This is a genomic window from Mesorhizobium sp. ORS 3428, from assembly GCF_001854785.1.
In the GTDB taxonomy this organism is placed as follows: Bacteria; Pseudomonadota; Alphaproteobacteria; order Rhizobiales; family Rhizobiaceae; genus Mesorhizobium.
The window spans coordinates 127,128-151,073 of the sequence record NZ_MDFL01000181.1; the positions used below are offsets into that span (position 1 = coordinate 127,128).

The following is a 23,946-nucleotide window of genomic DNA, read 5'->3' on the forward strand; positions in this document are numbered from 1 at the left end:
CCCAGGAGACGGCTAATGCTTTTTTCCCTTACAACCCAGGAATTGATGGAACGTCCCGACCTTTGGGAAGCGGTCCATCGCCTGCGCTACAAGATCTTCGTCGAAGAGATGGGGTGGACCGATCTCGATCGCCCGGACGGCCTCGAGATCGACCAGTTCGACCATGAGGAGGCCGAGCATCACCTCGTCATCCGCAATGGCGAGCTGGCCGGCTACCAGCGCATGCTGCCGACGACGCGCGGGCACCTTCTGACCGACGTCCTGTCGGATCTCTATGAGGGGACGCCCCCGTCGGGACCGCATGTCTGGGAGCTTACCCGCTATGCGGTGGCGCCGGGCTTTCGCGACGGAAAACGCGGCGTCTCGACGGTCGGCACCGAACTGATCGCCGGCTTCGTCGAATGGGGCCTCAAGCGCAACGTCAACCAGGTCATCATCGAATTCGAACCGATGTGGGTGCTGCGCGCGCTGCAGCTGCACTTCCTGGCGACGCCGCTCGGCTACCAGCGCACCTACGGCAACCAGCAGGTCGTGGCGACGCTGCTCACCTTCAGCGCGCATACGCTGGAGGTGGTGCGCCAGCGCCGCAACCACTTCCTGCCGGTGCTCACCAGGGGCTACCCCGGCCAGCTCGGCCTGAGGCAGGCTTCGTGATGGAGGTGGTCATGAGCTTCCATCCCGAACCTGAATTGCGTGGCCATACGCTTGTCGTCACGGTGTCCTCGCATGACGGCCGGCCGGTGCTGGACAGGCACGCTTATGCGAGCCTTGCCAGGACCTTCCACGAGGCCGCCGTCAATGACGACGTCCGCGTGATCGTGCTGCGCGGCCTTGCCGGCTGCTTCTGCCTCGGCGGCGACTTCTCGGAGTTCCTCGACTCCACCAAGCACCAGCAGCTGATCGCCGCCGTCACCGACATGTTCCGCATGCTTGCGACCTTCCCCAAGCCGGTCCTTGCCTGCGTGGACGGGGATGCGGTCGGCGTCGGCTGCACCATCCTGTTCCACTGCGACATGGTGATTGCTTCGAGGGGCAGTACCTTCAGGGTGCCGTTCGTCGATTTCGGCCTCGTGCCGGACGCGGCGACCAGCATCCTTGCACCCCAGAAGCTCGGCTATGCTGGCGCCTTCCGCTTCTTCTGCCTCGGCGACACGCTGGGCGTCGACGACGCCAAGGCGCTTGGACTGGTGGGCGAGATCGTGGAAGGCAGCGCGGAGGAGATGGCCCTGGCGAGGGCGAGGCAGCTCGCTAAGAAGCCGGTCGCCGCGCTGCTGCAGACGCGCGGTCTGCTCAAGGGCGATACGGACGTTCTGTGCGACCGCATCGACCATGAGATATCGCTGTTCCAGCAGGCGCTCCAGGACGACGCCACGCTGAAGCGGCTGCAGCGCATCGCCCGCCTGGCCGCCTGATCTCCGTATGAAAGTCTCAGCGCCGCGCACCCGGTGGTGCGCGGCGCTGTAATGGTTGGCCACCGATCGGCGGGCGCCAAAGCTATTTCTCCAGGGCTAACGCTATTTCTCCAGGAATGACGGCCCTTCTCCGATGATTTTCTTGTCTTCCTTGCCGATGGCGGCGTGATCGCGCCCGTGGTAAGGCAGCGACAACAGGATCCGCCGCATAACGGCGAGCCGCGCGCGGCGCTTGTCGTTGGCGCGCACGATGATCCAGGGCGCGAACTCCTTGTGGGTGCGCTCGACCATCAGGTCGCGCGCCTTGGTGTAGTCGTCCCATTTGTTGATGCCGGCGATGTCGATCGGCGAGAACTTCCAGTTCTTCAGCGGTGACCAGCGGCGGTCATGGAACCGTTCGAGCTGCGTCTCGCGGCCGATATTCAGCCAGAATTTGAAGAAGTGGATTYCCTCATTTGAGATCATGCGCTCGAAATGCGGCGTCTCGTCGAGGAATTTCTCGTGCTGCTCCGGCGTGCAGAATCCCATGACCGGCTCGACGCCGGCGCGGTTGTACCAGGAGCGGTCGAAGGTGACAAACTCGCCGGAAGTCGGGAAATGATCGACATAGCGCTGATAATACCATTGCCCAAGCTCCGTCGGCGTCGGCTTAGTCAGCGCCACGTTGCGCGCCGTGCGTGGGTTCAAATACTGCCGCAGCACGAAGATCGTGCCGCCCTTGYCGGCCGCGTCGCGCCCCTCGAACAGCGCCATCACCCGCTTGCCGGTCGCCTGCAGCCAGGCCTGCGCCTTGACSAGCTCGATCTGTAGGCGCTCGAGCTCCGTGTCGTACTCTTCGCTCWTCATCTTCTTGTCGTAAGGATAGCCGCCGGCGCTTAGCTTGTGGTCCTCGATCCAGTCCGGAAGCACCGGGTTGTCGATGTCGAACTCGCGTTCCTTGCCGCCGATCTTGATCCTGATCGGCCCTGCGGCAGGCGCCGCTTCGGCTGCTTCCTTGGCTTTTTTCATCGAGACGAACCTTTCCAGCTTGCGGACTCATGCTATGGGAGCCTGTACGGCGTCGCGTCCGTCCGGGCGCCGGGGCGTCGTAGCATGTTGATTTTGCGCATGAACATTCCAGAAAATCGATCCCGATTTTCTGGGTCATGCGCCGGTCCGGTCGGGCGAGGTTTCGCCTGTGGAGGGATAYGGGGCAGCGCATGGTCGACACCGGCCCAGAGAAAAAAAACGCCACGCGGGCCGCCGTTGCCCGGCTGCACCGCAGCCGCTGGCTGCTGGCCGCGGCCGTTGTCGCGATCCTCGCCGTCTATACCYTCGATGGCGTTTCCATCTATGTGCCGCTGCTGACCCTGGCGGCGCTGTTCGCGGCGGCGATGCTCCCCGCCGATGTCGAACGACAATCCGCCGATGACGCTGCGGCGATTGAGGCCAGCGGGCTGCAGCGGCTCTCTGGCGAATATCTTGCCGCCGCCGTTGCCGATCCGTTGATCATCTTCGACCGGGCAGCCGTCATCGTCCACGCCAATGCGGCCGCCTTCGCCGCCTTCGGCGGGCTGGCGCCCGGCATGTCGTTGTCGCTCAAATTCCGCGCGCCGGAAATGCAGGCCCTGCTTGACGGCATCGTCTCGGGAACTGTGGCGTCCGATGTCGTCGACTACACGGAGAAGCTTCCGGTCGAGCGGACATATAGGGTGAGCGCGTCCTCGGTCGGCCATTCCACCGATCTCTATGTGCTGGTGTTCAAGGATCAGAGCGAGGCGCGGCGCATCGACCGGATGCGCGCCGACTTCATCGCCAATGCCAGCCATGAACTGCGCACGCCGCTCGCCTCGATCGCCGGCTTCATCGAGACGTTGCGCGGCCCGGCGCGCAGTGATCCGGCAGCGCGGGACCATTTCCTGYAGATCATGCAGAACCAGACGGGCCGCATGGCGCGGCTGATCGACGATCTCTTGTCGCTGTCGCGGCTGGAGATGAAACCCTATCTGGGCCCGGGAACCGAGGTCGATCTTCGCCAGACCATCGACAGCGTCATCGACTCGCTCGCGCCTCTGGCCAGCGAGAACGGCGTCGTCATCGAACGGGATTTCATCGATGACCCGCTTTCCGTACCCGGCGACCGCGACGAGCTCTTCCAGGTTTTCGAGAATCTGCTGGAGAATGCCTGCAAATACGGCCAGTCGGGCGGTCRCGTCACCGTCTCCGTAGTCCGCGCCGAGGATGGCCAGGAACCAGGCATCGACGTCACCATTAGAGACTATGGTCCCGGCATTGCCGAGGAGCACATTCCCCGCATCACGGAGCGCTTCTATCGCGTGGATGTGGAAAACAGCCGGACCCAGAAAGGCACCGGCCTTGGCCTTTCGATCGTCAAGCATATATTGACCCGTCATAATGCCAGGCTGTCGATCAAGTCGGAAGTCGGCAAGGGCGCGGCGTTCACGGTTCATTTGCCGGCTCGCTGAAGTTCTAATGGTTGCCAACTGGCAATTTCTTCTTTCTGTCATCCGGTTCGCGTATCAGCGACAGATTGAGGAAACGCATCAGCCGGCAGAAACCAGGAAGGCATATCCATGCAATCCGTTCACATGATCAGTGCCTTTGACGAAGAGCTGAAATTCCTGTCCAAGCGCATCGCCGCGATGGGCGGGCATGCCGAGCGTATGGTCGAGCAGGCCGTCGCTGCCCTCGTCAACGCCGATCCGGGCCTCGCCCAGAAGGTCATCCAGGACGATGCCGTCCTCGACGAAGGACAGCGCGAGATCGACGACAAGGCGATCGTCATCATCGCAAGGCGCCAGCCGATGGCGACGGATCTGCGCGAGATCGTCGGCGCCATCCGCATCTCGGCCGACATCGAGCGGGTTGGCGACCTCGGCAAGAACGTCGCCAAGCGTGTCGCCGCGGTCATCGACGGCCGCCAGCCCAACAGCCTGTTCCGCGGGCTCGAGGCGCTGGCCAATCTGGCGCTGACGCAGCTCAAGGAGGTGCTCGACGTCTATGCATCGCGCTCGGTCGAGAAGATCGGTTTCGTGCGCGACCGCGACGACCAGATCGACGCCATGTACACCTCGCTGTTCCGCGAGCTCCTGACCTACATGATGGAGGATCCGCGCAACATCACGCCCTGCACGCATCTCTTGTTCTGCGCCAAGAACATCGAGCGGATCGGCGACCACGCCACCAACATCGCCGAAACGATCTACTACATCGTCACCGGCGACCAGATGCCGGCCGAACGGCCGAAGGGCGACAAGACCGACCAGGTGGTGCTCCCGGGGACGATGCCGGCCAAGTGAACAGGCGGCCTCTCGAACGGTTCTCCAATTTCGGCTAAGCTCCTTCAGATGCAACGATTTTGTCAGTCGCTGTCTCGGGAGGTTTGCGATGGAGCAAGTTCGAAACCTGTCCCCGGCCCCGCAGCCGACATCCGGCATCATTGCCTCCAGCGTCTATTCCGCCGGCAAGCGCATCGCCGACATTCCGATCGAAGAGGCTGGTCTATGGGCGGCAAAGCCCGGTCATGTCGTCTGGATCGGCCTGCTGGAGCCTGACCGCAACCTGTTGCTCAGGGTGCAGGCGCAGTTTCACCTGCATGATCTGGCGATCGAGGATGCCGAGCATCCGCATCAGCGGCCGAAGATCGAGCAATATGGCGACGCCTTGTTCATTGTTGCCCGCACCGCCCAGCTGATCGATGGCCGCGTCACCTTCGGCGAGACGCACCTCTTCGTCGGCAGCGGCTATATCGTCAGTGTCAGGCATGGCCCGTCGACCTCCTATGCCGCGGTGCGCCAGCACTGGGAAAGCTGCCCGTCCTCGCTCGCCAAGGGCGAGGATTTCGTCCTCTATGCCATTCTCGATTTCATCGTCGACAATTACATGCCGGTGCTCGAGCAGATCGAGGACGAGGTCGAGGCGATCGAGGACAAGGTGTTGCTGAAGCCGATGAGCGGTAGCGACATCGAGCGGCTCTACATGCTGCGTCGCGATCTGCTCAGGCTGCGCAACGCGGCGCTGCCGCTGGTCGAGGTCTGCCGGCGGCTCACCAGCGCCGAACTGCCGCAGATCCATGTCGCCATGCATCCGCTGTTCCGCGACGTGACGGACCATATCCGCACCGTGCAGGAAAAGGTCGACAGCCTGCGTGAGGTCCTGGCCTTCGCCTTCGAGGCCAGCCTTCTGGTCGGACAGAGCCAGGAAACGGCAATTTCCAAGAAGCTCGCCTCATGGGCCGCCATCCTGGCGGTGCCGACGRCCTTCGCCGGCATCTACGGCATGAACTTCACCGACATGCCGGAACTGAAGATGGAATATGGCTATCCGACCGTGCTGATGGTGATCGCGCTGATCTGCTCGTTGCTCTACTGGCGGTTCCGGAAGAACGGATGGCTGTGAAAAAGCGAATAGCGAATAGGCGGTAGCCAATAGGGACAAAGGACGCTTGTGCCGGACTCGAATTCCGACGCTGTTCTATTCGCTATTCGCTATTCGCTATTCGCTATTCGCTATTCGCTATTCGCTCAGCGGATCCGCCGCCGCTCCGCTGCCGGCTGGAACGCGACGCGGGCGTGATATTTGCAGTATGGCCCGGTTTCGGCGGCGTCGTTGCCGCAGAAGCTGAAGTCTTCCGACAGCGGATCGCCGTTCGGCCACTTGCAGGTGCGCTCGGTCAGCTCGACGAGCTGCAGGTTGCGCGAGATCGGCACAACCACGTTCTCGACCGGGCGGATATAGTGGCGCGCCACCGGCTCCGCGTCGAACTGCACCTGCAGCGCGGTGGCGCCGATGGAGGCCGTCACATGACGTGCGGCACTTGCCGCGCGAGCCACAGATTTCTGCATCGAGGCCCCTTGCGTCGCCTTCTTCTGGCGAGCGGGCGCTGCGGTCGCGCGGCCGCGGCCCGAGAGTTTCAGGCGATGCACCTTGCCGATGACGGCGTTGCGGCTCACCCCGCCGAGCTGTGCGGCGATCTGGCTGGCGCTGAGGCCCTCCGACCACAATTTTCTGAGAAGTTCGACCCGCTCGTCAGTCCAGTTCATGAGACCGCGCTCCTGCTGAAGTGTACGGCAGTCAGAATCCTTTCCCGCCCCGGCTCCTGCCGGGCAAACAACACCACATGTACCGGGTGATTAGATCCGCCGCACGAAATCTAGTTATTTCTCAACTACAATTACCTTAAGCGCTGACTCGGTGACAAGAGTCCCCAGGGCAACACGATTCGGTTTTTTCGGTTTTCCCCAACTTGCCTGACCGCTCATGCGCCGGTGTGCTGTCGGAGCCTTGGCGCGCGCTTCTGCGCGACGTTTTCGTTGACTTCATGGCCGAAAAACATGATAAGCCGCAAAGGCCGCCGCATTGGCGGCTTTTTTGATTTCCGGTTCCGGAGGCGCATATAATGAGCGGTTCGGCGCTTTACGAGACGTTTGCTCGCGCACCCCTGGCTTTCGATCACGGGGAGGGGACCTGGCTGGTCACCGATAAGGGCGAGCGATATCTCGATTTCGCCGGGGGCATTGCCGTGAATTCGCTGGGCCACAGCCATCCGCATCTGGTCGCGGCGCTCACCGAGCAGGCCGRCAAGCTTTGGCATGTCTCCAACCTCTACGAGATTCCGGAGCAGCGCCGGCTGGGCGAGCGGCTGGTCGAGGCGACCTTTGCCGACAAGGTGTTCTTCACCAATTCCGGTGCCGAAGCGCTGGAATGCGCCATCAAGACGGCGCGGCGCTATCATTTCGTCAAGGGCCATCCGGAGCGTTTCCGCATCATCACCTTCGAGGGTGCCTTCCACGGCCGCACGCTGGCGACGATCGCCGCCGGCGGCCAGCCCAAATATCTCGAAGGCTTCGGCCCCAAGGTCCAGGGCTTCGACCAGGTCGCGTTCGACGACATCGACGCCGCCGAGAAGGCGATCACGCCGGAGACCGCGGCAATCCTGATCGAGCCGGTGCAGGGCGAGGGCGGCATACGTCCGGTGCCGACGCAGTCGCTGAAGCGCCTGCGTCAGCTCTGCGACCAGCACGGCCTGCTTCTGATCTTCGACGAGGTCCAGTGCGGCATCGGCCGCACCGGCAAGCTGTTCGCGCATGAATGGGCGGGCGTCACGCCGGACCTGATGGCGATCGCCAAGGGCATCGGCGGCGGCTTTCCGATGGGCGCCTGCCTCRCCACCGACGGGGCCGCGACCGGGATGACGGCGGGCGTGCACGGCACCACCTTCGGCGGCAATCCGCTGGCGATGGCGGTCGGCAACGCCGTGCTCGACGTGGTGCTGGCCGACGGCTTCCTCGAGGACGTCCAGCGCAAGGCGCTGCTCTTGAAGCAGGGCCTTGCCGGGGTCGCCGACGACCATCCCGAGGTCGTCGAAGGTATCAGGGGAACCGGCCTGATGCTTGGGCTGAAATGCGCCATGCCCAACGCCAAGGTGAACATGGCGCTGCGCGACCAGCACCTGCTCGCCGTGCCGGCCGGCGACAATGTCATCCGCCTCCTGCCGCCGCTCACCGTTACCGACGCCGAGATCGGCGAGGCGCTGGAGCGCATCCGCGCCGGCGCCAAGGGCCTGAGCGACGCCATTGCCGCTGAAGCCGCGAAGTAGTCCTGGAACCTTGCCGATGAGCGTTCGTCACTTCACCGATCTGTCCGCCGTTTCCGCAGGCGACTTGCGCATCATGCTGGACGACGCGGTGGCGCGAAAGACCAGGCTCAAGGCCGGCGAGCGCTCGAAGCCGCTCGAAGGGAAGGTGCTGGCGATGATCTTCGACAAGCCTTCGACGCGCACGCGCGTTTCCTTCGACGTCGGCATGCGCCAGCTCGGCGGTGAGACCATAATGCTGACCGGCACCGAAATGCAGCTCGGCCGTTCCGAAACCATCGCCGACACCGCGAAAGTCCTGTCGCGCTATGTCGACGCCATCATGATCCGCACCACCTCGCATGACCGGCTGCTGGAGCTCACCGAGAACGCGGCCGTTCCGGTGATCAATGGATTGACCGACGACACCCATCCCTGTCAGCTGATGGYCGACATCATGACCTACGAGGAGCATCGCGGTCCGGTGGCCGGCAGGACCTTCGCCTGGACCGGCGACGGTAACAATGTGCTGCATTCGCTGCTCGAAGCCTCCGCCCGCTTCCRCTTCAATCTCAATGTCGCGGTCCCCGAGGGCAGCGAGCCCTTCGAGAAATATGTCGACTGGGCGAAGGCCAATGGCGGCAAGGTCCGGTTTGCCCGMTCGGCCGAAGAGGCCGTAGACCAGGCGGACTGCGTCGTCACCGACAGCTGGGTCTCGATGGGCCAGGAGCACCGCGCGCGCGGCCATAACGTCTTCCTGCCCTACCAGGTCAACGYGGCGCTGATGGCCAGGGCAAAACCCGACGCGCTCTTCATGCACTGCCTGCCGGCGCATCGCGGCGAGGAGGTCACCGACGAGGTGATCGACGGACCGCATTCCGTGGTGTTCGACGAGGCCGAGAACCGGCTGCACGCCCAGAAGGCTGTGCTGGCCTGGTGTCTGGGCGCTTGATCGGGGCCGACTTGATCCGCGCCGGCTTGATCTGGGCCAACTTGATCCGGGGATGCGTGATGCCTATTTGCGGGCCATCACGTAAATCGAGCGCGCTTCGACGCGTGCCGCCTGACCTGCGGCACGGCTGCGCCCCGGAGTTTTGTCATGTTGGAATCCCGTCCATTGGCTGAGCATCAACCCAAACTCGGTGAATTCGGCTTCGCCGGCGACGACCATGTCGTGCCTTACGAGGTCGCGCCCCTCGATGTGCGCGGCCGCACGGTGCAGCTCGGGCCGATGCTCGACGCCATCCTCAGCCGCCACGACTATCCCGAGCCGGTCGCGCGCCTCCTGGCGGAGGCCTGCGTGCTCACCGTCCTGCTCGGCACGTCGCTGAAGTTCGAGGGCAAGTTCATCCTGCAGACCCGCACCGACGGGCCGGTCGACATGCTGGTGGCGGATTTCACCACGCCGCAAGCGCTGCGCGCCTATGCGCGTTTCGATGCCGACCGGCTGCAGGCGCTGATTGCCTCAGGCGAGACATCGCAGGAAAAGCTGCTCGGCACCGGCGTTCTGGCGCTCACCATCGACCAGGGCGCGCACACCCAGCGTTACCAGGGCATCGTGCAGCTCGAGGGCACGTCGCTGGAAGAAGCCGCGCGCACCTATTTCCGCCAGTCGGAGCAGATTCCGACCGACCTAAGGATGTCGGTCGCAAAGCTGGTGACGGCGGCCCCCGGCGGCGCGCGCGAGCAATGGCGCGCCGGCGGTATCCTTGCGCAGTTTCTGCCGCAGGCGTCGGAGCGCATGCGCGTGCCCGACATTTCGGGCGGCGACGGCGACCCCAGAGAGGTGACGCACGAGCCTGCCGACAATTCCTGGCAGGAATTGCTGGCGCTGCTCGGCACCATCGAGCCGACCGAGCTGATCGACCCGACCGTGGGCGCCGAGCGTCTGCTCTACCGGCTGTTCCACGAACACGGCGTGCGCGTCTTCCGCGGCGTGCCCGTCGCCGACCAGTGCTCCTGCTCGCGCGAGAAGATCCGCGGCATCCTCGAAGGGTTTTCGGCCGAGGAGATTGAGCAAAGCACCGAGGACGGCGGCATCCACGTCGCCTGCGAGTTCTGCTCGACGCAATACGAATTCGACCCGGCGGAATTCGCGGCGGAGTAGCTGTTTCCTTCCCCCCGTTTCACGGGGAGAAGGTGCCCGAAGGGCGGATGAGGGGCAGCGCCTGCGTTGGCTATACAAGCGCCCCTTCCTCTGTCCGAAAGAATCTCAAAGGCCTTGCGCCGCCCCTCATTGCCCTGCCGGGCATTTCTCCCCATAGAGCGGGGAGAAAGACGCCAGTCGCCGACATCTAATTCACCGTCCGKTTTGTCCCCGGCATGTCGAGCGAGAAGGCGGGGATGGCGACGTCGAAGGTCTCTCCGCGCGCGTTGCGCATCGTGTAGTGGCCGACCATGATGCCGGACGGCGTCGAGAGCGGGCACCCCGAAGTATACTGGTAGCTGTCGCCGGGATTGAGCTCCGGCTGGTCGCCGACGACGCCCGCGCCGCGCACTTCCTCGACCCGTCCGCGTCCGTCGGTGATGTGCCAGTAGCGCGACAGAAGCTGCACGAATTCGTCCGACCGATTGTCGATCGTCACCTGATAGCCCCACACATAGCGGTTCTCGGACGGATCGGAGCGATCCTCCAGATAGAACGGCCTGACCTGCACTTCGATGTTGCGCGTCACTGCGCGATACATGAGCCACTCCGTTTGCCGGCGCAGGGAACGTTTGTTGCGCTTCGCGGTTATTAGGCGACGCGCCATCCCGCCAGCTTCTAGCGCACGTGCCGAAAAACAATGTCATTTAAGTGACACATGACAATGTTTGGTGTGCGGAAACCGTGCCGGGCGACTCGGGCGCTCTGTCGACTGATGAAACGGCCGCAGGCGGCCTTTCCGGAGTGACCAGATCTCGATGGAACTGACTTTCGCAGCCGCCTTTACCTCATCAGCCCTCCTCCTTTCCAATTTCGCCAGTATCCTGCTCGCCTCGTCGCGATTGAAGCCCAGGCGCGTCATTCCCGCGCCCTCCAGCAAGCAGCCGCCGGTCTCCATCGTCGTGCCGTCGCGCGGCGTGGAGCCTTTCACCGAGGAGACGCTCAACCGTTCATTCTCGCTCGACTGGCCGCATTATGAGCTCATCTTCTGCGTCRCCCAGGCCGAAGACCCCGTGGTCAAGTTGATCGGTGCCGCGATCGCGCGCTTTCCAAACGTTCCGGCGCGGCTCTTGTTCGGTGAGGACAGGATCAGCGCCAATCCCAAGCTCAACAACTGCGTCAAGGGCTGGCAGGCGGCGCGGCATGATTGGGTGATCCTCGCCGATTCCAACGTGTTGATGCCCAAGGACTATATCCAGCATCTGATGGCCGCCTGGCGGCCGAACACGGGCCTCGTCTGCTCGACTCCGATCGGCTCGCGGCCGGACGGCTTCTGGGCCGAGGTCGAATGCGCCTTCCTCAACACGCTGCAGGCGCGCTGGCAGTACACCGGCGAGGCGCTGGGTCTTGGCTTCGCCCAGGGCAAGAGCATGCTCTGGAACAAGCCGATGCTCGACGCAAACGGCGGCATCCAGGCGCTCGCCGCCGAGATCGCGGAGGATGCGGCAGCGACCAAGCTGGTCAACAGCCTGGGGCTGCACGTCAATCTCGTCGCCTCGCCCTTCGAGCAGCCGCTCGGCCAGCGCACGCTCGCCGAGATCTGGTCGCGCCAGGCGCGCTGGGCGCGGCTGCGCCGCGTCACCTTCCCGCTGTTCTTTGCGCCCGAAATCCTGACCGGCGTTGTCGTGCCGCTGATCTTCGCGCTGATCGCGGCTGCAAGCGCCGGCGTCAGCCTTCCCACCACGGCGCTTTGCGTGCTGGCGATCGCCTATGTGCCGGAATGCCTGCTCGCCTGGTCCAAGGGCTGGTACCTGTCACCGCGCAGTATCACCGCGATGATCGTGCGCGACTTCATGCTTCCTGCCATCTGGGCGCGCGGCTGGCTCGGCGGCGCGGTCGAATGGCGCGGCAACGCCATGACCATCCGCACCAAGGCAATAACCGAACTGGAGGAGATCGCCTGAGCTTGAGCAATTCCAGGAAAAGCGTGCAACGGTTTTCCGTCCGGAATTGCTCAAAAACGGTCGCTTTGGGCGCGGGCGATCTCCGGTGCGGCTTGCAGCTTGCTACTTAGCCGCCTTCAGCGCCTGTTCGATGTCGGTGAGCAGATCGTCGGTGTCCTCCAGACCGACGGAGAGCCTGAGCGTGCCAGGCCCGATGCCGAGTTCGGCGCGGGCCTCGTCGCTCAGGTTCTTGTGCGTCGTCGTCGCGGGGTGGGTGATCAGGCTCTTGGCGTCGCCCAGATTGTTGGAGATCAGCACGATGTCGAGCGCGTTCTGGAACGCGAAGGCCGCATCCTTGCCGCCCTTGACGTCGAGGCRGATCAGTGTCGAGCCGCCCGACATCTGCTTCTTGACGATATCGGCTTGCGGATGGTCGGCGCGGCCCGGATAGATGACGCGGGCGATCTCCGGCCGGCGAGCCAGGAAGTCGGCGATCTTGCCGGCGCTTTCCGTCTGCTGCTTGACGCGCAGCGGCAGCGTCTCCAGGCCCTTGAGCAGCGTCCAGGCATTGAAGGGCGACAGGCTCGGGCCGGTGTGGCGGAAATAGTCGTGCAGGTTCTCGTCGATCCACTTCTTGTCCGACAGGATGACGCCGCCGAGGCAGCGCCCCTGTCCGTCGATGTGCTTGGTCGCCGAATAGACGACGACATGGGCGCCGAGCAGCAAGGGCTTCTGCTGCAGCGGCGTGGCAAAGACATTGTCCACAACCACGCGCGCGCCGATCGAATTGGCGAGCGCGGCGACGGCGGCGATGTCGACCACTTCCAGCGTCGGGTTGGTCGGGCTTTCCAGGAAGAACAGCTTGGTGTTCGGCCTCACCGCCTTTTCCCAATTGGCGATGTCGGTGCCGTCGATCAGCGTTGCTTCGATGCCGTATCTGGGCGCCAGCGTCTCGACCACCCAGCGGCAGGAGCCGAACAGTGCCCGCGCCGCCACGATATGGTCGCCCGCCTTGACGCTGCAGAGCAGCGCCGCGCTGACCGCCGCCATGCCGGAGGCGGTGGCGCGCGCATCCTCCGCCCCTTCCAGCGCGCACATGCGCTTTTCGAACATGTCGACCGTCGGGTTGGCGTAGCGCGAATAGATGAAGCCCGGCTCCTCGCCCTTGAAGCGGGCTTCGGCCGCCTGGGCCGTCTCATAGACATAGCCCTGGGTGAGATACATCGCCTCGGCGGTTTCGCCGAAGCCGGAACGCAGCGTCCCGCCATGCACGAGTGCCGTCTGAGGTTTCCAATCGCGCGTCTTGCTCATCGCCCTAATTCCACTCGCCAAGAACAGTCCAAACACAAAAAAACCGGCCGCGATGTCGCAACCGGTCCATACGGCCTTGCAGCCCGACGGTCCTTTAGCGACTTGTTTAACGTGGCTGCAAGCCGACCGGCCAAATCACCACGGGATAACGCCCCTTTAGACCTACGCCGCGCTTGCGTCAATTGCCGGCTTGATTAAGAGGTTTGTACCAGGCAGGTACCGCGAACCGTTGCGCCTTTGCGGCAGCAGCTTGCCAGAACCACGCGCTTGACCGGCCTTCGAGCGGAGCCAGACCTTGCGGCAGACAGGCATTCTTCCGGATCACGACATTGCGGCGCTGTTTGCGGCGAACGCGCTGAAATCGCCGCGTCCGCTCGACACCAACCAGATCCAGCCGGCAAGCCTCGATCTGAGGCTGGGCGACAAAGCCTTTCGCGTGCGCGCCTCGTTCCTGCCGGGCCCTGATCATCTGGTGGCCGACAAGCTCGATCGGCTGAAGCTGCACGAGATCAACCTCGCCGAGGGCGCGGTGCTGGAGACAGGCTGCGTCTACATCGTGCCGCTGCTCGAAAGCCTGGCGCTGCCGGCGGAGGTGTCGGCGTCGGCCAATCCGAAGAGCTCGACCGGGCGGCTGGACATTTTCACGCGCGTCATGACCGACCGCGGCCATGAGTTCGACAAGATCGCCGCCGGCTATCATGGCCCGCTCTATCTCGAGGTCAGCCCGCGCACCTTCCCGATCGTTGTGCGCGCCGGCTCGCGCCTGTCGCAGATCCGCTTCCGCATCGGCAATGCGGTGCTGTCGGAGAACGAATTGCGCGACCTCCACCGCGCCGAGATGCTGGTCGCCACGGAGCCGCCCAACATTTCCGGCGGCGGCATCGCGCTCTCCATCGATCTCGACGGCGACAAGGACGGACTTGTCGGCTATCGCGGCAAGCACCATACCGGCCTCGTCGATGTCGACAAGCGCGCCGCCCAGGACGTCGTCGGCTTCTGGGAGCCGCTCTACAAGAGCGGCGCCGGCGAGCTCGTCCTCGATCCGGACGAGTTCTACATTCTGGTCTCGCGTGAAGCGGTGCACGTGCCGCCGCTCTATGCAGCGGAAATGACGCCTTTCGATCCGCTGGTCGGCGAGTTTCGCGTCCACTATGCCGGTTTCTTCGACCCCGGCTTCGGCCATTCCGCCGCCGGTGGCACCGGCAGCCGCGCGGTGCTCGAAGTGCGCAGCCACGAGGTGCCGTTCATCCTCGACCATGGCCAGATCGTCGGCCGCCTAGTCTACGAGCATATGCTGAAGCGGCCGCAGGCGCTTTACGGCACCGAGCTAGGGTCGAACTATCAGGCCCAGGGCCTCAAGCTTTCCAAACATTTCAGAGCAGCGCGCTAATTTTTCCGTCGGCGATCCGGGATAGAGGCTCGTCAGCCACCAAATATGCGCTGCTTCGCGATGCCGAGACATGCGTTGAAGTAGCCGATGAACAGCAGTTCGCGTCCTGCCAATCGCTTCTTGCCCCAAGAAGCAACCGGCTTTTCGGCATCGAGCGAGGTCTTTGATTCCTTCAAGGGGAACAATAATTTGCCCACGCAAAGAAGGACGTGCGCTCGGGTGGAGTCGATACCACAGGATTTGGCTCGGTCGCTCAGCTTGTCTGYGCGAAGCTCCGACGTCAGCCGGTCGGCTCCGGTCATCAGAAAGGCAGYCTGTTCGCCTGAATATCCTGCTGCCAGAAGCCGGTTTGCTATCAGCTCGCGGGCATCCCGAAAGGATTTGGCACTGCATTGCGTCGCGGCATGGACCGCCGACGCCGAGAGGCCGAGCGAGAGCGCAAGTCCCACAGACACAACAAAGGACCGCATGCAGCTCATTGTCTGAGCCCGCTGAGTGTGTGCCTTCCCGTTACTCACAGTGCCTTGACGGCCACCTTCACCGGCTTTTCGATCTCCAGCGGGTTGCGCAGCGGTAGGCCGAAATCCTTGGCTTCGATCTCGAACACGTCGCCCRCTTGCGTCCTGACGCCGTCGGCGAAGGACAGCGTCGCGGTGCCGAACATGTGCACGTGCACGTCGCCCGGCTGGCGGAAGGCCGAATATTTGAAGTGATGATGCTCGAGATTGGCGATGGTGTGTGACATGTTCGCCTCGCCCGACAGGAACGGCTTTTCCCACAGCACCTTGCCGTCGCGATAGATGCGTGATGAACCTCTGATGTCCGCGGGAAGATCACCGATCAGGATCTCCGGCCCGAACGAGGCATTGCGCAGCTTGGAGTGCGCAAGGAACAAATAGTTCACCCGCTCGGTCACGTGGTCCGAGAATTCGTTGGACRGCGTGAAGCCGACGCGGAACGGCGCGCCATCATCGCCGATGACGTAGATGCCGGCGATCTCCGGCTCCTCGCCTGCGTCCTGCGCGAAGGCCGGYGACATCAGYGCCGCRCCAGGTGCTACCGCCATGGTGCCGTTGCCCTTGTAGAACCATTCCGGCTGCACGCCGATCTGGCCCTTCGCCGGCTTGCCGCCTTCCAGCCCCATGCGGAACATCTTCATGGAATCGGTAAGCTGCTCTTCGCCGTCACTGAGCTTCTTGTGCATGGAATCGCGCGTCGCGGCGGAGCCGAGATGCGTCAGCCCGGTGYCGGTGAGGTGTAGATGCGCGGGATCGGGATGGTTGATCGGCGACGYCACGCGCCCCTTCTTGTAGGCGGCGTCGAGATCGACCGTCTCGCCGTAACCCTTGYGCTCGATTAGCGCTTCGAGGCCGGTGCCGGTGCGGGCCGCCTCCATCGCCAGCGAATAGACGCTGCGCGCGCCGTTGATGATCCGGGTCTTGCCGCCGCTGCGGGCAACGACGCGGATCGTCTCGGCGTCGTCGAGGATCTGGGAAATCAGCATGATGAACCCTCTCTTTTGCCTTGGCCCGGCTGCCGATGGGCAAACCCTGACCGCTCGGCCCGGAACCGATCCGCGCCACGGTTGAAACTCTTGCTCCGGATTGCGCTCGCGAGCCTGGTCCTTCAAGGACTTCTGGGCGCCAGCGGGCAGCCGACGGCCTCGCGATCTCTACCCGTATGCCTCCTGCTTTTCTCGCTGGCCCTGTCAGGCCTTGTTCTTGTTGTAGACGTCGAAGATCACGGCGCCGAGCAGCACCAGGCCCTTGACCACCTGCTGCCAGTCGACATTGACGCCCATGATCGACATGCCGTTGTTCATCACGCCCATGATGAAACCGCCGACCACGGCGCCGATCACCTGTCCGACGCCGCCCATCGCCGAGGCGCCGCCGATGAAGACGGCCGCGATCACGTCGAGCTCGCTGCCGAGACCGGCGGCCGGCACGGCTTGGCCGAGGCGCGCCGCGATGATCAGGYCGCCGAGCGCCGACAGCACGCCCATGTTGATGAAGACCAGCAGCGTCAGCCTTTCGGTGTTGATGCCCGAAAGCTGTGCCGCCTTGGCGTTGCCGCCCATGGCATAGATTCGGCGGCCGATGGTCATGCGCTTGGTGACGAAGACGAACAGCGAGATCAGCACGCCCATGACCAGAAGCACGACCGGCAGGCCCTTATAGGTGGCGAACTGGAAGACCAGGAACAGCGCCAGCGCGCTGCCGACCAGCGTCTTGATGACGAACAGCGGGAAAGGCTCGGCCTCATAGCCATGCTTCTCGCGCTTGCGCCGGGCTCTCAGCCCGAAATAGGCGTAGGCAAGCACGGCGACCACGCCAAGCACGACTGTCGTCATGTGCAGCGTCAGGCCGCTGCCGACGATGGTCTTGCCGGCGGCGTTGACCGTGGGTGGGATCAAGGTCAGCGGACCGATCACGTCCGGGATGAAGCCGGAGCTCAGCGCCTTGAAGGCATCCGGAAGAGGACCGACCGAGGAGCCGCCGCCGAGCAGCGCCTGACAGATGCCGCGGAAGACCAGCATGCCCGCCAGTGTCACGATGAAGCTTGGTATCCGGTGATAGGCGATCCAGTAGCCTTGCGCCGCCCCGATAAGCGYGCCCACGATCAGGCAGACGATCGAAACCACCAGCGGATTGCTGAGCGGTCCGAGTGGCCAGATCACCATCATCATCGCTGCGAGCGCGCCGATGAAGCCGGCGACGGAGCCCACGCTGAGATCGATATGGCCGGAGACGATGACCAGCAGCATGCCCAGCGCCATCACGATGATGAACGAGTTCTGCTGCACGAGATTGCTGAGATTGACCGGCTTGAACAGCGTTCCCGACGTGGTGAACTGGAAGAACACCATGATCGCAATCAGCGCCAGGATCAGGCCGTACTCGCGCAGGTTCGTCGTCAGCGCCGACACGGCGATGCGCCGTCCCGGCTGAACGTCCTCGGCGACACTGCTTTGCGGTGCGGGAGCGCTTTCGGTGCTCATGATGCTTTTCCTTCTCCCCGGACGATGGCGCGCATGATTTTTTCCTGGCTGGCCTCGCTTGYCGGCATCTCGCCGACTATGCGCCCTTCGTTCATGACGTAGATGCGGTCGGTGATGCCGAGCAGCTCAGGCATTTCCGACGAGATGACGATGATTGCCTTACCTTCRGYGRCGAGGCGGGCGATGATCGTATAGATTTCGTATTTGGCGCCGACGTCGATGCCGCGCGTCGGCTCGTCGAGGATCAGCACTTCCGGATCGGCGAACAGCCACTTCGACAGCACCACCTTCTGCTGGTTGCCGCCCGAGAGGTTGCCGGTCAGCTGGTAGACGCTGGAGGCGCGGATATTGGTCTTCTTGCGATAGTCGTTGGCCACGCTCATTTCGTGCATGTCATCGATGACGCCGCGGCTCGAAACGCCGGGCAGGTTGGCCAGCGTCACATTGTGCTTGATGTGGTCGATGAGGTTGAGCCCGTAGGTCTTGCGGTCTTCGGTGACATAGGCAATGCCGCTTCCCACCGCCTTGTTCACCGACGAAAGGTCCATCGGCTTGCCACGGAGCGAAACTTCCCCGGTGATGTGCCGGCCGTAGGAGCGGCCGAACAGGCTCATGGCGAATTCCGTGCGGCCGGCGCCCATCAGCCCGGCGATGCCGACCACCTCGCCCTTGCGTACATTGAGGTTGATGCCCTTGATCACCTGCCGCTCGGCATGGATCGGGTGGTACACCGACCAGTTCTTCACCTCGAAGATGACCTCGCCGATCTGCGGCTCGCGCGGCGGATAGCGGTCGTCGAGCGGGCGGCCGACCATCGAGGTGATGATGCGGTCCTCGCTGATCTCCTTCCTGGGAAGGGTCTCGATGGTGCGCCCGTCGCGRATGACGGTGACCTTGTCGGCGACCCGGTTCACCTCGTTGAGCTTATGCGAGATCAGGATCGAGGTCATGCCCTGCCGCTTGAATTCGAGCAGAAGGTCGAGCAGCGCCTGGCTGTCCTTTTCGCTGAGCGAGGCGGTCGGCTCGTCGAGGATCAGGAGCTTCACTTCCTTGCTGAGCGCCTTGGCGATCTCGACCAGCTGCTGCTTGYCGACGCCGATATTGGTGATCAGGGTCTTGGGGTCTTCCTTGAGGCCGACCTTTTCGAGCAAGGCGCTGGTGCGTTTTTCATTGGCGTTCCAGTCGATGACGCCATAGGTGGCATGCTCGTTGCCGAGGAAGATGTTTTCGGCGATCGAGAGCATCGRCACCAGGGCAAGTTCCTGGTGGATGATGACGATGCCGATATGTTCGCTGTCGTGGATGYCCTTGAAGTGGCATTCCTGGCCGCGGAACTTGATGCTGCCTTCATAGGTTCCGGTCGGATAGACGCCCGACAGCACCTWCATGAGCGTCGATTTGCCGGCGCCGTTCTCGCCGACGATGGCGTGAATCTCTCCTTCCTCGACGCTGAGATTGACGTTCGACAGGGCCTTCACGCCCGGGAACGTCTTGGTGATGTCGCRCATCTCCAAAATCGTCGAGGTCATCAGGAATTGAGCTCCCTAGAAGTCGGCAAAAGAGGCCGGTTGGACAATACCGGGGCCGCTCTTGAACGAAAAGGGGTCCTGCGCTGCGCAGGACCCCTCGCTTTGCTTGCTGAATTACTTCAGCTCGTCGGCCTTGATGTAGCCGGAGTCGACGACCTGCGCCTGGTAGTTCGACTTGTCGACCTCATGCGGCGTGAGCAGGATCGAGGGAACGACCTTCACGTCGTTGTTGTAGGTCTTGGTGTCGAGGCCGTCGGGCTTGCCGCCGGAGAGCACCTTGTCGACCAGCTGCACGGTGGCCTTGGCCAGTTCGCGAGTGTCCTTGAACACGGTCGAGTACTGCTCGCCGGCGATGATCGCCTTGACCGAAGCGGTTTCGGCGTCCTGGCCGGTGACCACCGGCCACGGCTGGCCGGAAGTGCCGTAGCCGACGGCGCGCAGCGAAGCGATGATGCCGCGCGAGAGGCCGTCATAGGGCGACAGCACGCCATCGACGCGGCTGCCGTCCGAGTAGTTCGCCGAGAGCAGGTTATCCATGCGGGCCTGGGCGGTGGCGGCCAGCCAGCGCAGCGTGCCGACCTTGTCCATGCCCATCTGGCCGGACTTCACGACCAGCGTCTTGTTGTCGATCAGCGGCTGCAGCACTGACATGGCGCCGTTGTAGAAGAAGAAGGCGTTGTTATCGTCCGGCGAGCCGCCGAACAGCTCGATGTTGAACGGACCCTTCTTCTCCGGATAGCCGAGGCCCTTGAGCAGCGAGTTGGCCTGGATCACGCCGACGCCGAAATTGTCGAAGGTGGTGTAGTAGTCGACATTCGGGGTCTTCTTGATCAGGCGGTCGTAGGCGACGACGACGACGCCGGCGTCAGCGGCCTTCTGCAGCGCGTCGGCCATCGTGGTGCCGTCGATCGAAGCGATGATCAGCGCCTTCGGGCCCTTGGTGATCTCGTTCTCCAGCTGGCTGAGCTGGTTCGGGATGTCGTCCTGCGCGTATTGCAGGTCGACCGTGTAGCCGAGCGCCTCGAGCTGGGACTTGACGGCGTCGCCGTCATTGATCCAGCGCTGCGAGGTCTTGGTCGGCATCAGCACGCCGACYAGACCCTTGTCGGCCGCGTGTGCCGAATAGGTCATGGCAGCGATGCCAAGGGCCGCGACGGCGGCCAGCGTCTTGATGATCTTCACATTACTCTCCCTGGTTGATGGACGACGCGACACCTCGGGGCTTCGCGGGCCGCGCAGTCGAACAGGAGCGCGGTTGCGCCTCTGTCGGCTTTATCGATCTCCGRTATCCTCCCAATGGGCCCCGCGACGCTGTTTCAATCGATACGATTTTGCTCGTCGCCGATCTCTGCGCCYCGGAACGCGCGAAGGGTGTGTCCCTTTGACATAACTGTCAAATGCGATCTTTGGTGGTTGCTATACCGAAACTGGTATATGCAATCATGCAGTGAAAAACAGGCGGAGCGGTGGGGGACACCATGGCGGCATTGCGCGATCCTGATGCGATTTCAAGCGGTTACGAGAAGCTTCCGGGAGATGGGCAAACGCTCCTGCGCAGCGGCTTGAGCCTGCGCCATATGCGCATGATCACTGCCCTCGACGATCACGGACGGGTGAGCGCCGCCGCCCAGGTCATGAACATCTCGCAGCCGGCCGCCTCGCGCATGATCGCCGAGATGGAAGCGGTGCTCGACGTGAAGTTGTGCGAGCGGCTGCCGCGCGGTGTGAMCCTCACTCCCTACGGCTTGGCGCTTGCCAGGCGCGCCCGCTCGATCCTGCTCGAGATGCGCGAGGCCGACCGCGAGATTTCGGAACTCAAGGCCGGCAAGGGCGGCTCGGTATTCCTCGGCGCGGTGACGGCGCCGGCCATCGAATTGGCGGTGCCGGCGATTCGCGAGATCCGGCGCATCTACCCGCGCATCGAGATCACCATGCAGGTCGAAACGTCGAACGTGYTCGCCCGCGAACTGATTGCCTCCCGCCACGACTTCATCATCGCCCGYATCCCCGACGATCTCAATCCGCGGCTCTTCGAATCGCGCGTCATCGGCGTCGAGAAGGCCTGCCTGATCGTGCGCCGGGGGCATCCRCTGGCCAGCGGCAAGGTGGTGAAGCTGGAAGAGACAGCGGCCTATGACTGGGTCTTCCAGTCCGGCGGCTCGCCGCTGCGTCAGGCAATGGAAAGCAATTTCCTGAACCGCGACATCCCGCTTCCCGACCGCATCCTCAACACCTCTTCGCTGCTGCTGACGCTGGTGATGGTGGCGCAGTCGGRCGCCATCGCCCCCGTTTCGGTCCAGGTCGCCAAGTTCATCCAGAGCCCCGACGGGCTGGCGGGAGCGATCGACGTCGTGCAGACGGAGTTCGACATCGAGGTGCGGCCTTACAGTCTGATCACGGTCAAGAACCGCGTGCTGTCGCCGGCGGCTAAGATGCTGCACGACTTCATCTTGCGGGAAGTGGGCTAGATTTCCCGTTTTGTCGACGGGGCGCTGGGGTTCGCTTGTCGGGTCAACTTGCCCGATGCGCCATATCTGGATTCGCTATTGCGCGCGGATCTCCCTGCCGTCGGTGAACAGAACCGTTTCAACCAAGACATGAAAGGTTCTCGTGGAACGAGAACCCCGCCTGAGCGTTCAATCAGATCGGCAGCCTGCGGCGGAGGGAGCGGCATGSCTGGCTCATCAGCTCGGGAGGTTTCGATGGAACGTCGGCTATTTCTGACTGGAATGCTGGGCGTTGCGGGCGCGGCGACGCTTGCAAGACTGGCCGGACYGAGCAAGGCCGTTGCCGGTATCCCCAAGGGCAACGGAATTCTCGATGAGTTGGACAAGCCGGATCCGGCCATTTACGAGGAGGACGACCAGGCCGATCTGCAGCCGATTCAGTACTACTACCGCCGCCGCTACTACCGTCCGCGGTATTACCGCCGTCGGTACTGGCGCCGCCGGCGCGTTTGGAGAAGGTTCTGCCGCCGCTACTGGCGCTATGGCCGGCGCCACGTCCGTTGCTGGCGGCGTCGCGTCTGGGTCCGCTTCTGGCTCTAGGATAGTAAGTCGCCGCGGCGCGGGATCGCAGCACTAAAGCCTGATCCAGCCGACCGCGGACGGAACCAGTCGCACACCATAGCTGGCAAACTGGAGCGGGTAGCGGGAATCGAACCCGCGCGATCAGCTTGGGAAGCTGACAGGCTACCATTACATCATACCCGCGCGCGCCCTCGTTACCATGACGGCCGGGCCTCAAGCAATCCGGCAAAGTTGCATCGTCGGTCGTGCTGCTTGATGCGTTTCCATCGAATGCGTATTTCTGAAGTCGCGGTCCCGAATCGGGGCGWTCGAACGGGAGAATGATCTTGTCCGCACTGACACGCTTTCTCGGCGATACGCCACTCAGGGTGCTCGTGAAGCTGCTAGTGGTTTCCTTCCTCGTCGGCCTCGTCATGCACGCCTTCGGCTGGACGCCGATGGACGTGTTCTATGGCATCCGCCAGTTCTTCATCGACTTGTGGAATCTCGGCTTCCACGCGATCGACCGCTTCCTGGGCTATATCCTGCTTGGTGCAGCGATCGTCGTGCCGGCCTTCATACTGCTCAGGATCGCCAGCTACAGGAAGTAAAAGCACGACCCCGAAAAGYGGTTGCTCGTTTTCGGAAAAGATCATGCTGAGATAGATACTCAGGCGTAGCGGGCTGCCGCCTCGAACAGGATGGCATGGCGCTCGGCCAGCGCCGGCACGTCGGCCGAATAGCCGCCACCGATGACGCCGCACAGCGGAATGCCGCGAGCGTGAAAATGGCTGATCACCATCCCGTCGCGGACGCGCAGGCCATCATCCGACAGCGCCAGCCTGCCAAGCTTGTCCGCGGCATGGACGTCGACCCCGGCGTTGTAGAAGACGATATCCCAGCGCCTCCTTTCCGACAGTTCCGGCAGGACGGCGGCGAGCCGATCGAGATAGGCCCCATCGCCGGTGCCGTCGGGCAGGGCGATATCGAGGTCGGAGGCGATCTTGCGCGCCGGGTAGTTGCGCTCGCCATGCATGGAAAAGGTGAAGGCGCGCGGCTCGTCCTTCAGAATGTCGGCCGTGCCGTCGCCCTGATGCACGTCGAGATCGACGATCAGGATGTGCCGGGCGGCACCTTCGGCAAGCAGCWCCAGCGAAGCGAGAGCAACGTCGTTGRAAGTGCAAAAGCCRGCGCCTTGCGCGCGCCTGGCATGATGGCTGCCGCCGGCCGCGTTGCAGGCAATGCCATGCCTGAGTGCCAGCCTTGCCGCGAGCACCGTGCCGGCGCTGGCGAGCTGTGCCCTGAGTGACACGCGCTRCCCGACCGGGAAGCCGATCTCGCGCTCGATCTTTTCAGTCACCTCGCAGGCAAGCACCTGTTCGACATAGTCGGCCGCATGCGCGAGCTTCAGCCAAGCTGCCGGCGCCGGCTCCGGCATCGAAAGGGCTTCCGGCACAGCCAGCCCACGGCGCCGCAAAGCCTCCATCAAGAGCGGATATTTGCTCATCGGAAAGCGGTGGTTGACCGCGAAGCCGGCGTCGTAGTCGGGGTGATGGACGATCTGCAAGGRCATGATGAGGGCGGCCTCGGCCGGTCTTTCTGCACCAGTCTTTCTGAACCAGTCCGAGAATTCGGTTGGCCGCCATTGCTTGGCGATTGCGCGACAGCGGCAAACTGGGGCACATCGGCGGT

23 protein-coding genes, 1 tRNA gene and 1 riboswitch are annotated in these 23,946 nt (G+C 63.5%); of the genes, 13 read left to right on the forward strand and 11 right to left on the reverse strand.

The window, feature by feature from the left end; genetic code table 11:
• Positions 1-15: 15 nt before the first annotated feature.
• The gene (locus ORS3428_RS29885) at positions 16-654 is read left to right on the forward strand and encodes an acyl-homoserine-lactone synthase (RefSeq protein ID WP_071101860.1); all 639 of its coding nucleotides are present in this window, start codon (positions 16-18) and stop codon (positions 652-654) included.
• Positions 655-665: 11 nt separating this feature from the next.
• On the forward strand, positions 666-1,412 hold the full coding sequence (locus ORS3428_RS29890) for an enoyl-CoA hydratase-related protein (RefSeq protein ID WP_108723224.1): 747 nt from the start codon (positions 666-668) through the stop codon (positions 1,410-1,412).
• Between the two features lie 102 nt (positions 1,413-1,514).
• On the opposite strand, the gene ppk2 is transcribed toward ORS3428_RS29890, so the two are convergent.
• A complete protein-coding gene (gene ppk2, locus ORS3428_RS29895) occupies positions 1,515-2,420 on the reverse strand; it encodes a polyphosphate kinase 2 (protein WP_071101862.1) in 906 nt (301 codons plus the stop codon).
• A 191-nt stretch (positions 2,421-2,611) separates the two neighbouring features.
• On the opposite strand from ppk2, the gene ORS3428_RS29900 reads away from it, so the two are divergent.
• From ORS3428_RS29900 to ORS3428_RS29910, 3 genes are all read left to right on the forward strand, one after another.
• The gene (locus ORS3428_RS29900) at positions 2,612-3,877 is read left to right on the forward strand and encodes an ATP-binding protein (RefSeq protein ID WP_071101863.1); all 1,266 of its coding nucleotides are present in this window, start codon (positions 2,612-2,614) and stop codon (positions 3,875-3,877) included.
• Between the two features lie 108 nt (positions 3,878-3,985).
• Positions 3,986-4,711 (forward strand): phosphate signaling complex protein PhoU, encoded by a 726-nt coding sequence (phoU, locus tag ORS3428_RS29905; protein ID WP_071101864.1) that lies wholly within the window; start codon positions 3,986-3,988, stop codon positions 4,709-4,711.
• 88 nt (positions 4,712-4,799) lie between these two features.
• A complete protein-coding gene (locus tag ORS3428_RS29910) occupies positions 4,800-5,810 on the forward strand; it encodes a magnesium and cobalt transport protein CorA (RefSeq protein ID WP_071101865.1) in 1,011 nt (336 codons plus the stop codon).
• Positions 5,811-5,935: 125 nt separating this feature from the next.
• Here ORS3428_RS29910 and ORS3428_RS29915 read toward each other — a convergent pair whose 3' ends face one another.
• The gene (locus ORS3428_RS29915; RefSeq protein ID WP_071101866.1) at positions 5,936-6,454 is read right to left on the reverse strand and encodes a GcrA family cell cycle regulator; all 519 of its coding nucleotides are present in this window, start codon (positions 6,452-6,454) and stop codon (positions 5,936-5,938) included.
• A gap of 356 nt (positions 6,455-6,810) precedes the next feature.
• Here ORS3428_RS29915 and ORS3428_RS29920 point away from each other — a divergent pair, with 356 nt between their 5' ends.
• The 3 genes from ORS3428_RS29920 to ORS3428_RS29930 all read left to right on the forward strand — a co-directional run bounded on the left by ORS3428_RS29920 (position 6,811) and on the right by ORS3428_RS29930 (position 10,093).
• Positions 6,811-8,010, forward strand: a complete 1,200-nt coding sequence (locus tag ORS3428_RS29920) for an aspartate aminotransferase family protein (RefSeq protein ID WP_071101867.1) — start codon at positions 6,811-6,813, stop codon at positions 8,008-8,010.
• A 16-nt stretch (positions 8,011-8,026) separates the two neighbouring features.
• Entirely contained in the window at positions 8,027-8,938 is a 912-nt protein-coding gene (argF, locus tag ORS3428_RS29925) for an ornithine carbamoyltransferase (protein ID WP_071101868.1), read from the forward strand.
• Positions 8,939-9,085: 147 nt separating this feature from the next.
• Positions 9,086-10,093 (forward strand): Hsp33 family molecular chaperone, encoded by a 1,008-nt coding sequence (locus ORS3428_RS29930; protein ID WP_071101869.1) that lies wholly within the window; start codon positions 9,086-9,088, stop codon positions 10,091-10,093.
• 187 nt (positions 10,094-10,280) lie between these two features.
• On the opposite strand, the gene apaG is transcribed toward ORS3428_RS29930, so the two are convergent.
• Positions 10,281-10,673 carry a Co2+/Mg2+ efflux protein ApaG gene (gene apaG, locus ORS3428_RS29935; RefSeq protein WP_071101870.1) on the reverse strand — a complete coding sequence of 131 codons (393 nt, stop codon included), beginning with the start codon at positions 10,671-10,673 and terminating at the stop codon, positions 10,281-10,283.
• 217 nt (positions 10,674-10,890) lie between these two features.
• Between apaG and ORS3428_RS29940 the strand changes: the two genes are divergently transcribed.
• Entirely contained in the window at positions 10,891-12,036 is a 1,146-nt protein-coding gene (locus tag ORS3428_RS29940; protein ID WP_071101871.1) for a ceramide glucosyltransferase, read from the forward strand.
• A gap of 102 nt (positions 12,037-12,138) precedes the next feature.
• Here ORS3428_RS29940 and ORS3428_RS29945 read toward each other — a convergent pair whose 3' ends face one another.
• Positions 12,139-13,326 carry an O-succinylhomoserine sulfhydrylase gene (locus ORS3428_RS29945; RefSeq protein WP_071101872.1) on the reverse strand — a complete coding sequence of 396 codons (1,188 nt, stop codon included), beginning with the start codon at positions 13,324-13,326 and terminating at the stop codon, positions 12,139-12,141.
• Between the two features lie 74 nt (positions 13,327-13,400).
• Positions 13,401-13,478, reverse strand: a riboswitch (SAM riboswitch).
• Positions 13,479-13,621: 143 nt separating this feature from the next.
• On the opposite strand from ORS3428_RS29945, the gene ORS3428_RS29950 reads away from it, so the two are divergent.
• On the forward strand, positions 13,622-14,716 hold the full coding sequence (locus ORS3428_RS29950) for a 2'-deoxycytidine 5'-triphosphate deaminase (RefSeq protein ID WP_071101873.1): 1,095 nt from the start codon (positions 13,622-13,624) through the stop codon (positions 14,714-14,716).
• 32 nt (positions 14,717-14,748) lie between these two features.
• Here the strand turns inward: ORS3428_RS29950 and ORS3428_RS29955 are convergent, their stop codons facing one another.
• From ORS3428_RS29955 to chvE, 5 genes are all read right to left on the reverse strand, one after another.
• On the reverse strand, positions 14,749-15,186 hold the full coding sequence (locus tag ORS3428_RS29955; protein ID WP_131802972.1) for a hypothetical protein: 438 nt from the start codon (positions 15,184-15,186) through the stop codon (positions 14,749-14,751).
• 44 nt (positions 15,187-15,230) lie between these two features.
• Positions 15,231-16,220, reverse strand: a complete 990-nt coding sequence (gene araD1 / locus ORS3428_RS29960; protein WP_071101875.1) for an AraD1 family protein — start codon at positions 16,218-16,220, stop codon at positions 15,231-15,233.
• 204 nt (positions 16,221-16,424) lie between these two features.
• Positions 16,425-17,717, reverse strand: coding sequence for a multiple monosaccharide ABC transporter permease (mmsB, locus tag ORS3428_RS29965; protein WP_071101876.1), 1,293 nt, complete (start codon positions 17,715-17,717; stop codon positions 16,425-16,427).
• Positions 17,714-19,246, reverse strand: coding sequence for a multiple monosaccharide ABC transporter ATP-binding protein (mmsA, locus tag ORS3428_RS29970; protein WP_071101877.1), 1,533 nt, complete (start codon positions 19,244-19,246; stop codon positions 17,714-17,716). Before mmsA ends, mmsB begins: the two co-directional genes overlap by 4 nt.
• Positions 19,247-19,360: 114 nt before the next feature.
• Positions 19,361-20,428: a multiple monosaccharide ABC transporter substrate-binding protein gene (gene chvE / locus ORS3428_RS29975; protein ID WP_071101878.1), complete on the reverse strand. Its 1,068-nt coding sequence runs from the start codon at positions 20,426-20,428 to the stop codon at positions 19,361-19,363.
• Between the two features lie 296 nt (positions 20,429-20,724).
• Here chvE and ORS3428_RS29980 point away from each other — a divergent pair, with 296 nt between their 5' ends.
• Entirely contained in the window at positions 20,725-21,714 is a 990-nt protein-coding gene (locus ORS3428_RS29980) for a LysR family transcriptional regulator (RefSeq protein WP_071101879.1), read from the forward strand.
• Positions 21,715-21,948: 234 nt separating this feature from the next.
• Positions 21,949-22,293, forward strand: coding sequence for a hypothetical protein (locus ORS3428_RS29985; RefSeq protein WP_071101880.1), 345 nt, complete (start codon positions 21,949-21,951; stop codon positions 22,291-22,293).
• 91 nt (positions 22,294-22,384) lie between these two features.
• Here the strand turns inward: ORS3428_RS29985 and ORS3428_RS29990 are convergent.
• Positions 22,385-22,458, reverse strand: a tRNA-Gly gene (locus ORS3428_RS29990).
• 137 nt (positions 22,459-22,595) lie between these two features.
• Between ORS3428_RS29990 and ORS3428_RS29995 the strand changes: the two genes are divergently transcribed.
• Positions 22,596-22,865, forward strand: a complete 270-nt coding sequence (locus ORS3428_RS29995) for a DUF6460 domain-containing protein (RefSeq protein WP_443136889.1) — start codon at positions 22,596-22,598, stop codon at positions 22,863-22,865.
• Between the two features lie 59 nt (positions 22,866-22,924).
• On the opposite strand, the gene ORS3428_RS30000 is transcribed toward ORS3428_RS29995, so the two are convergent.
• On the reverse strand, positions 22,925-23,827 hold the full coding sequence (locus ORS3428_RS30000) for a histone deacetylase family protein (RefSeq protein ID WP_071101881.1): 903 nt from the start codon (positions 23,825-23,827) through the stop codon (positions 22,925-22,927).
• Between the last annotated feature and the right edge of the window lie 119 nt (positions 23,828-23,946).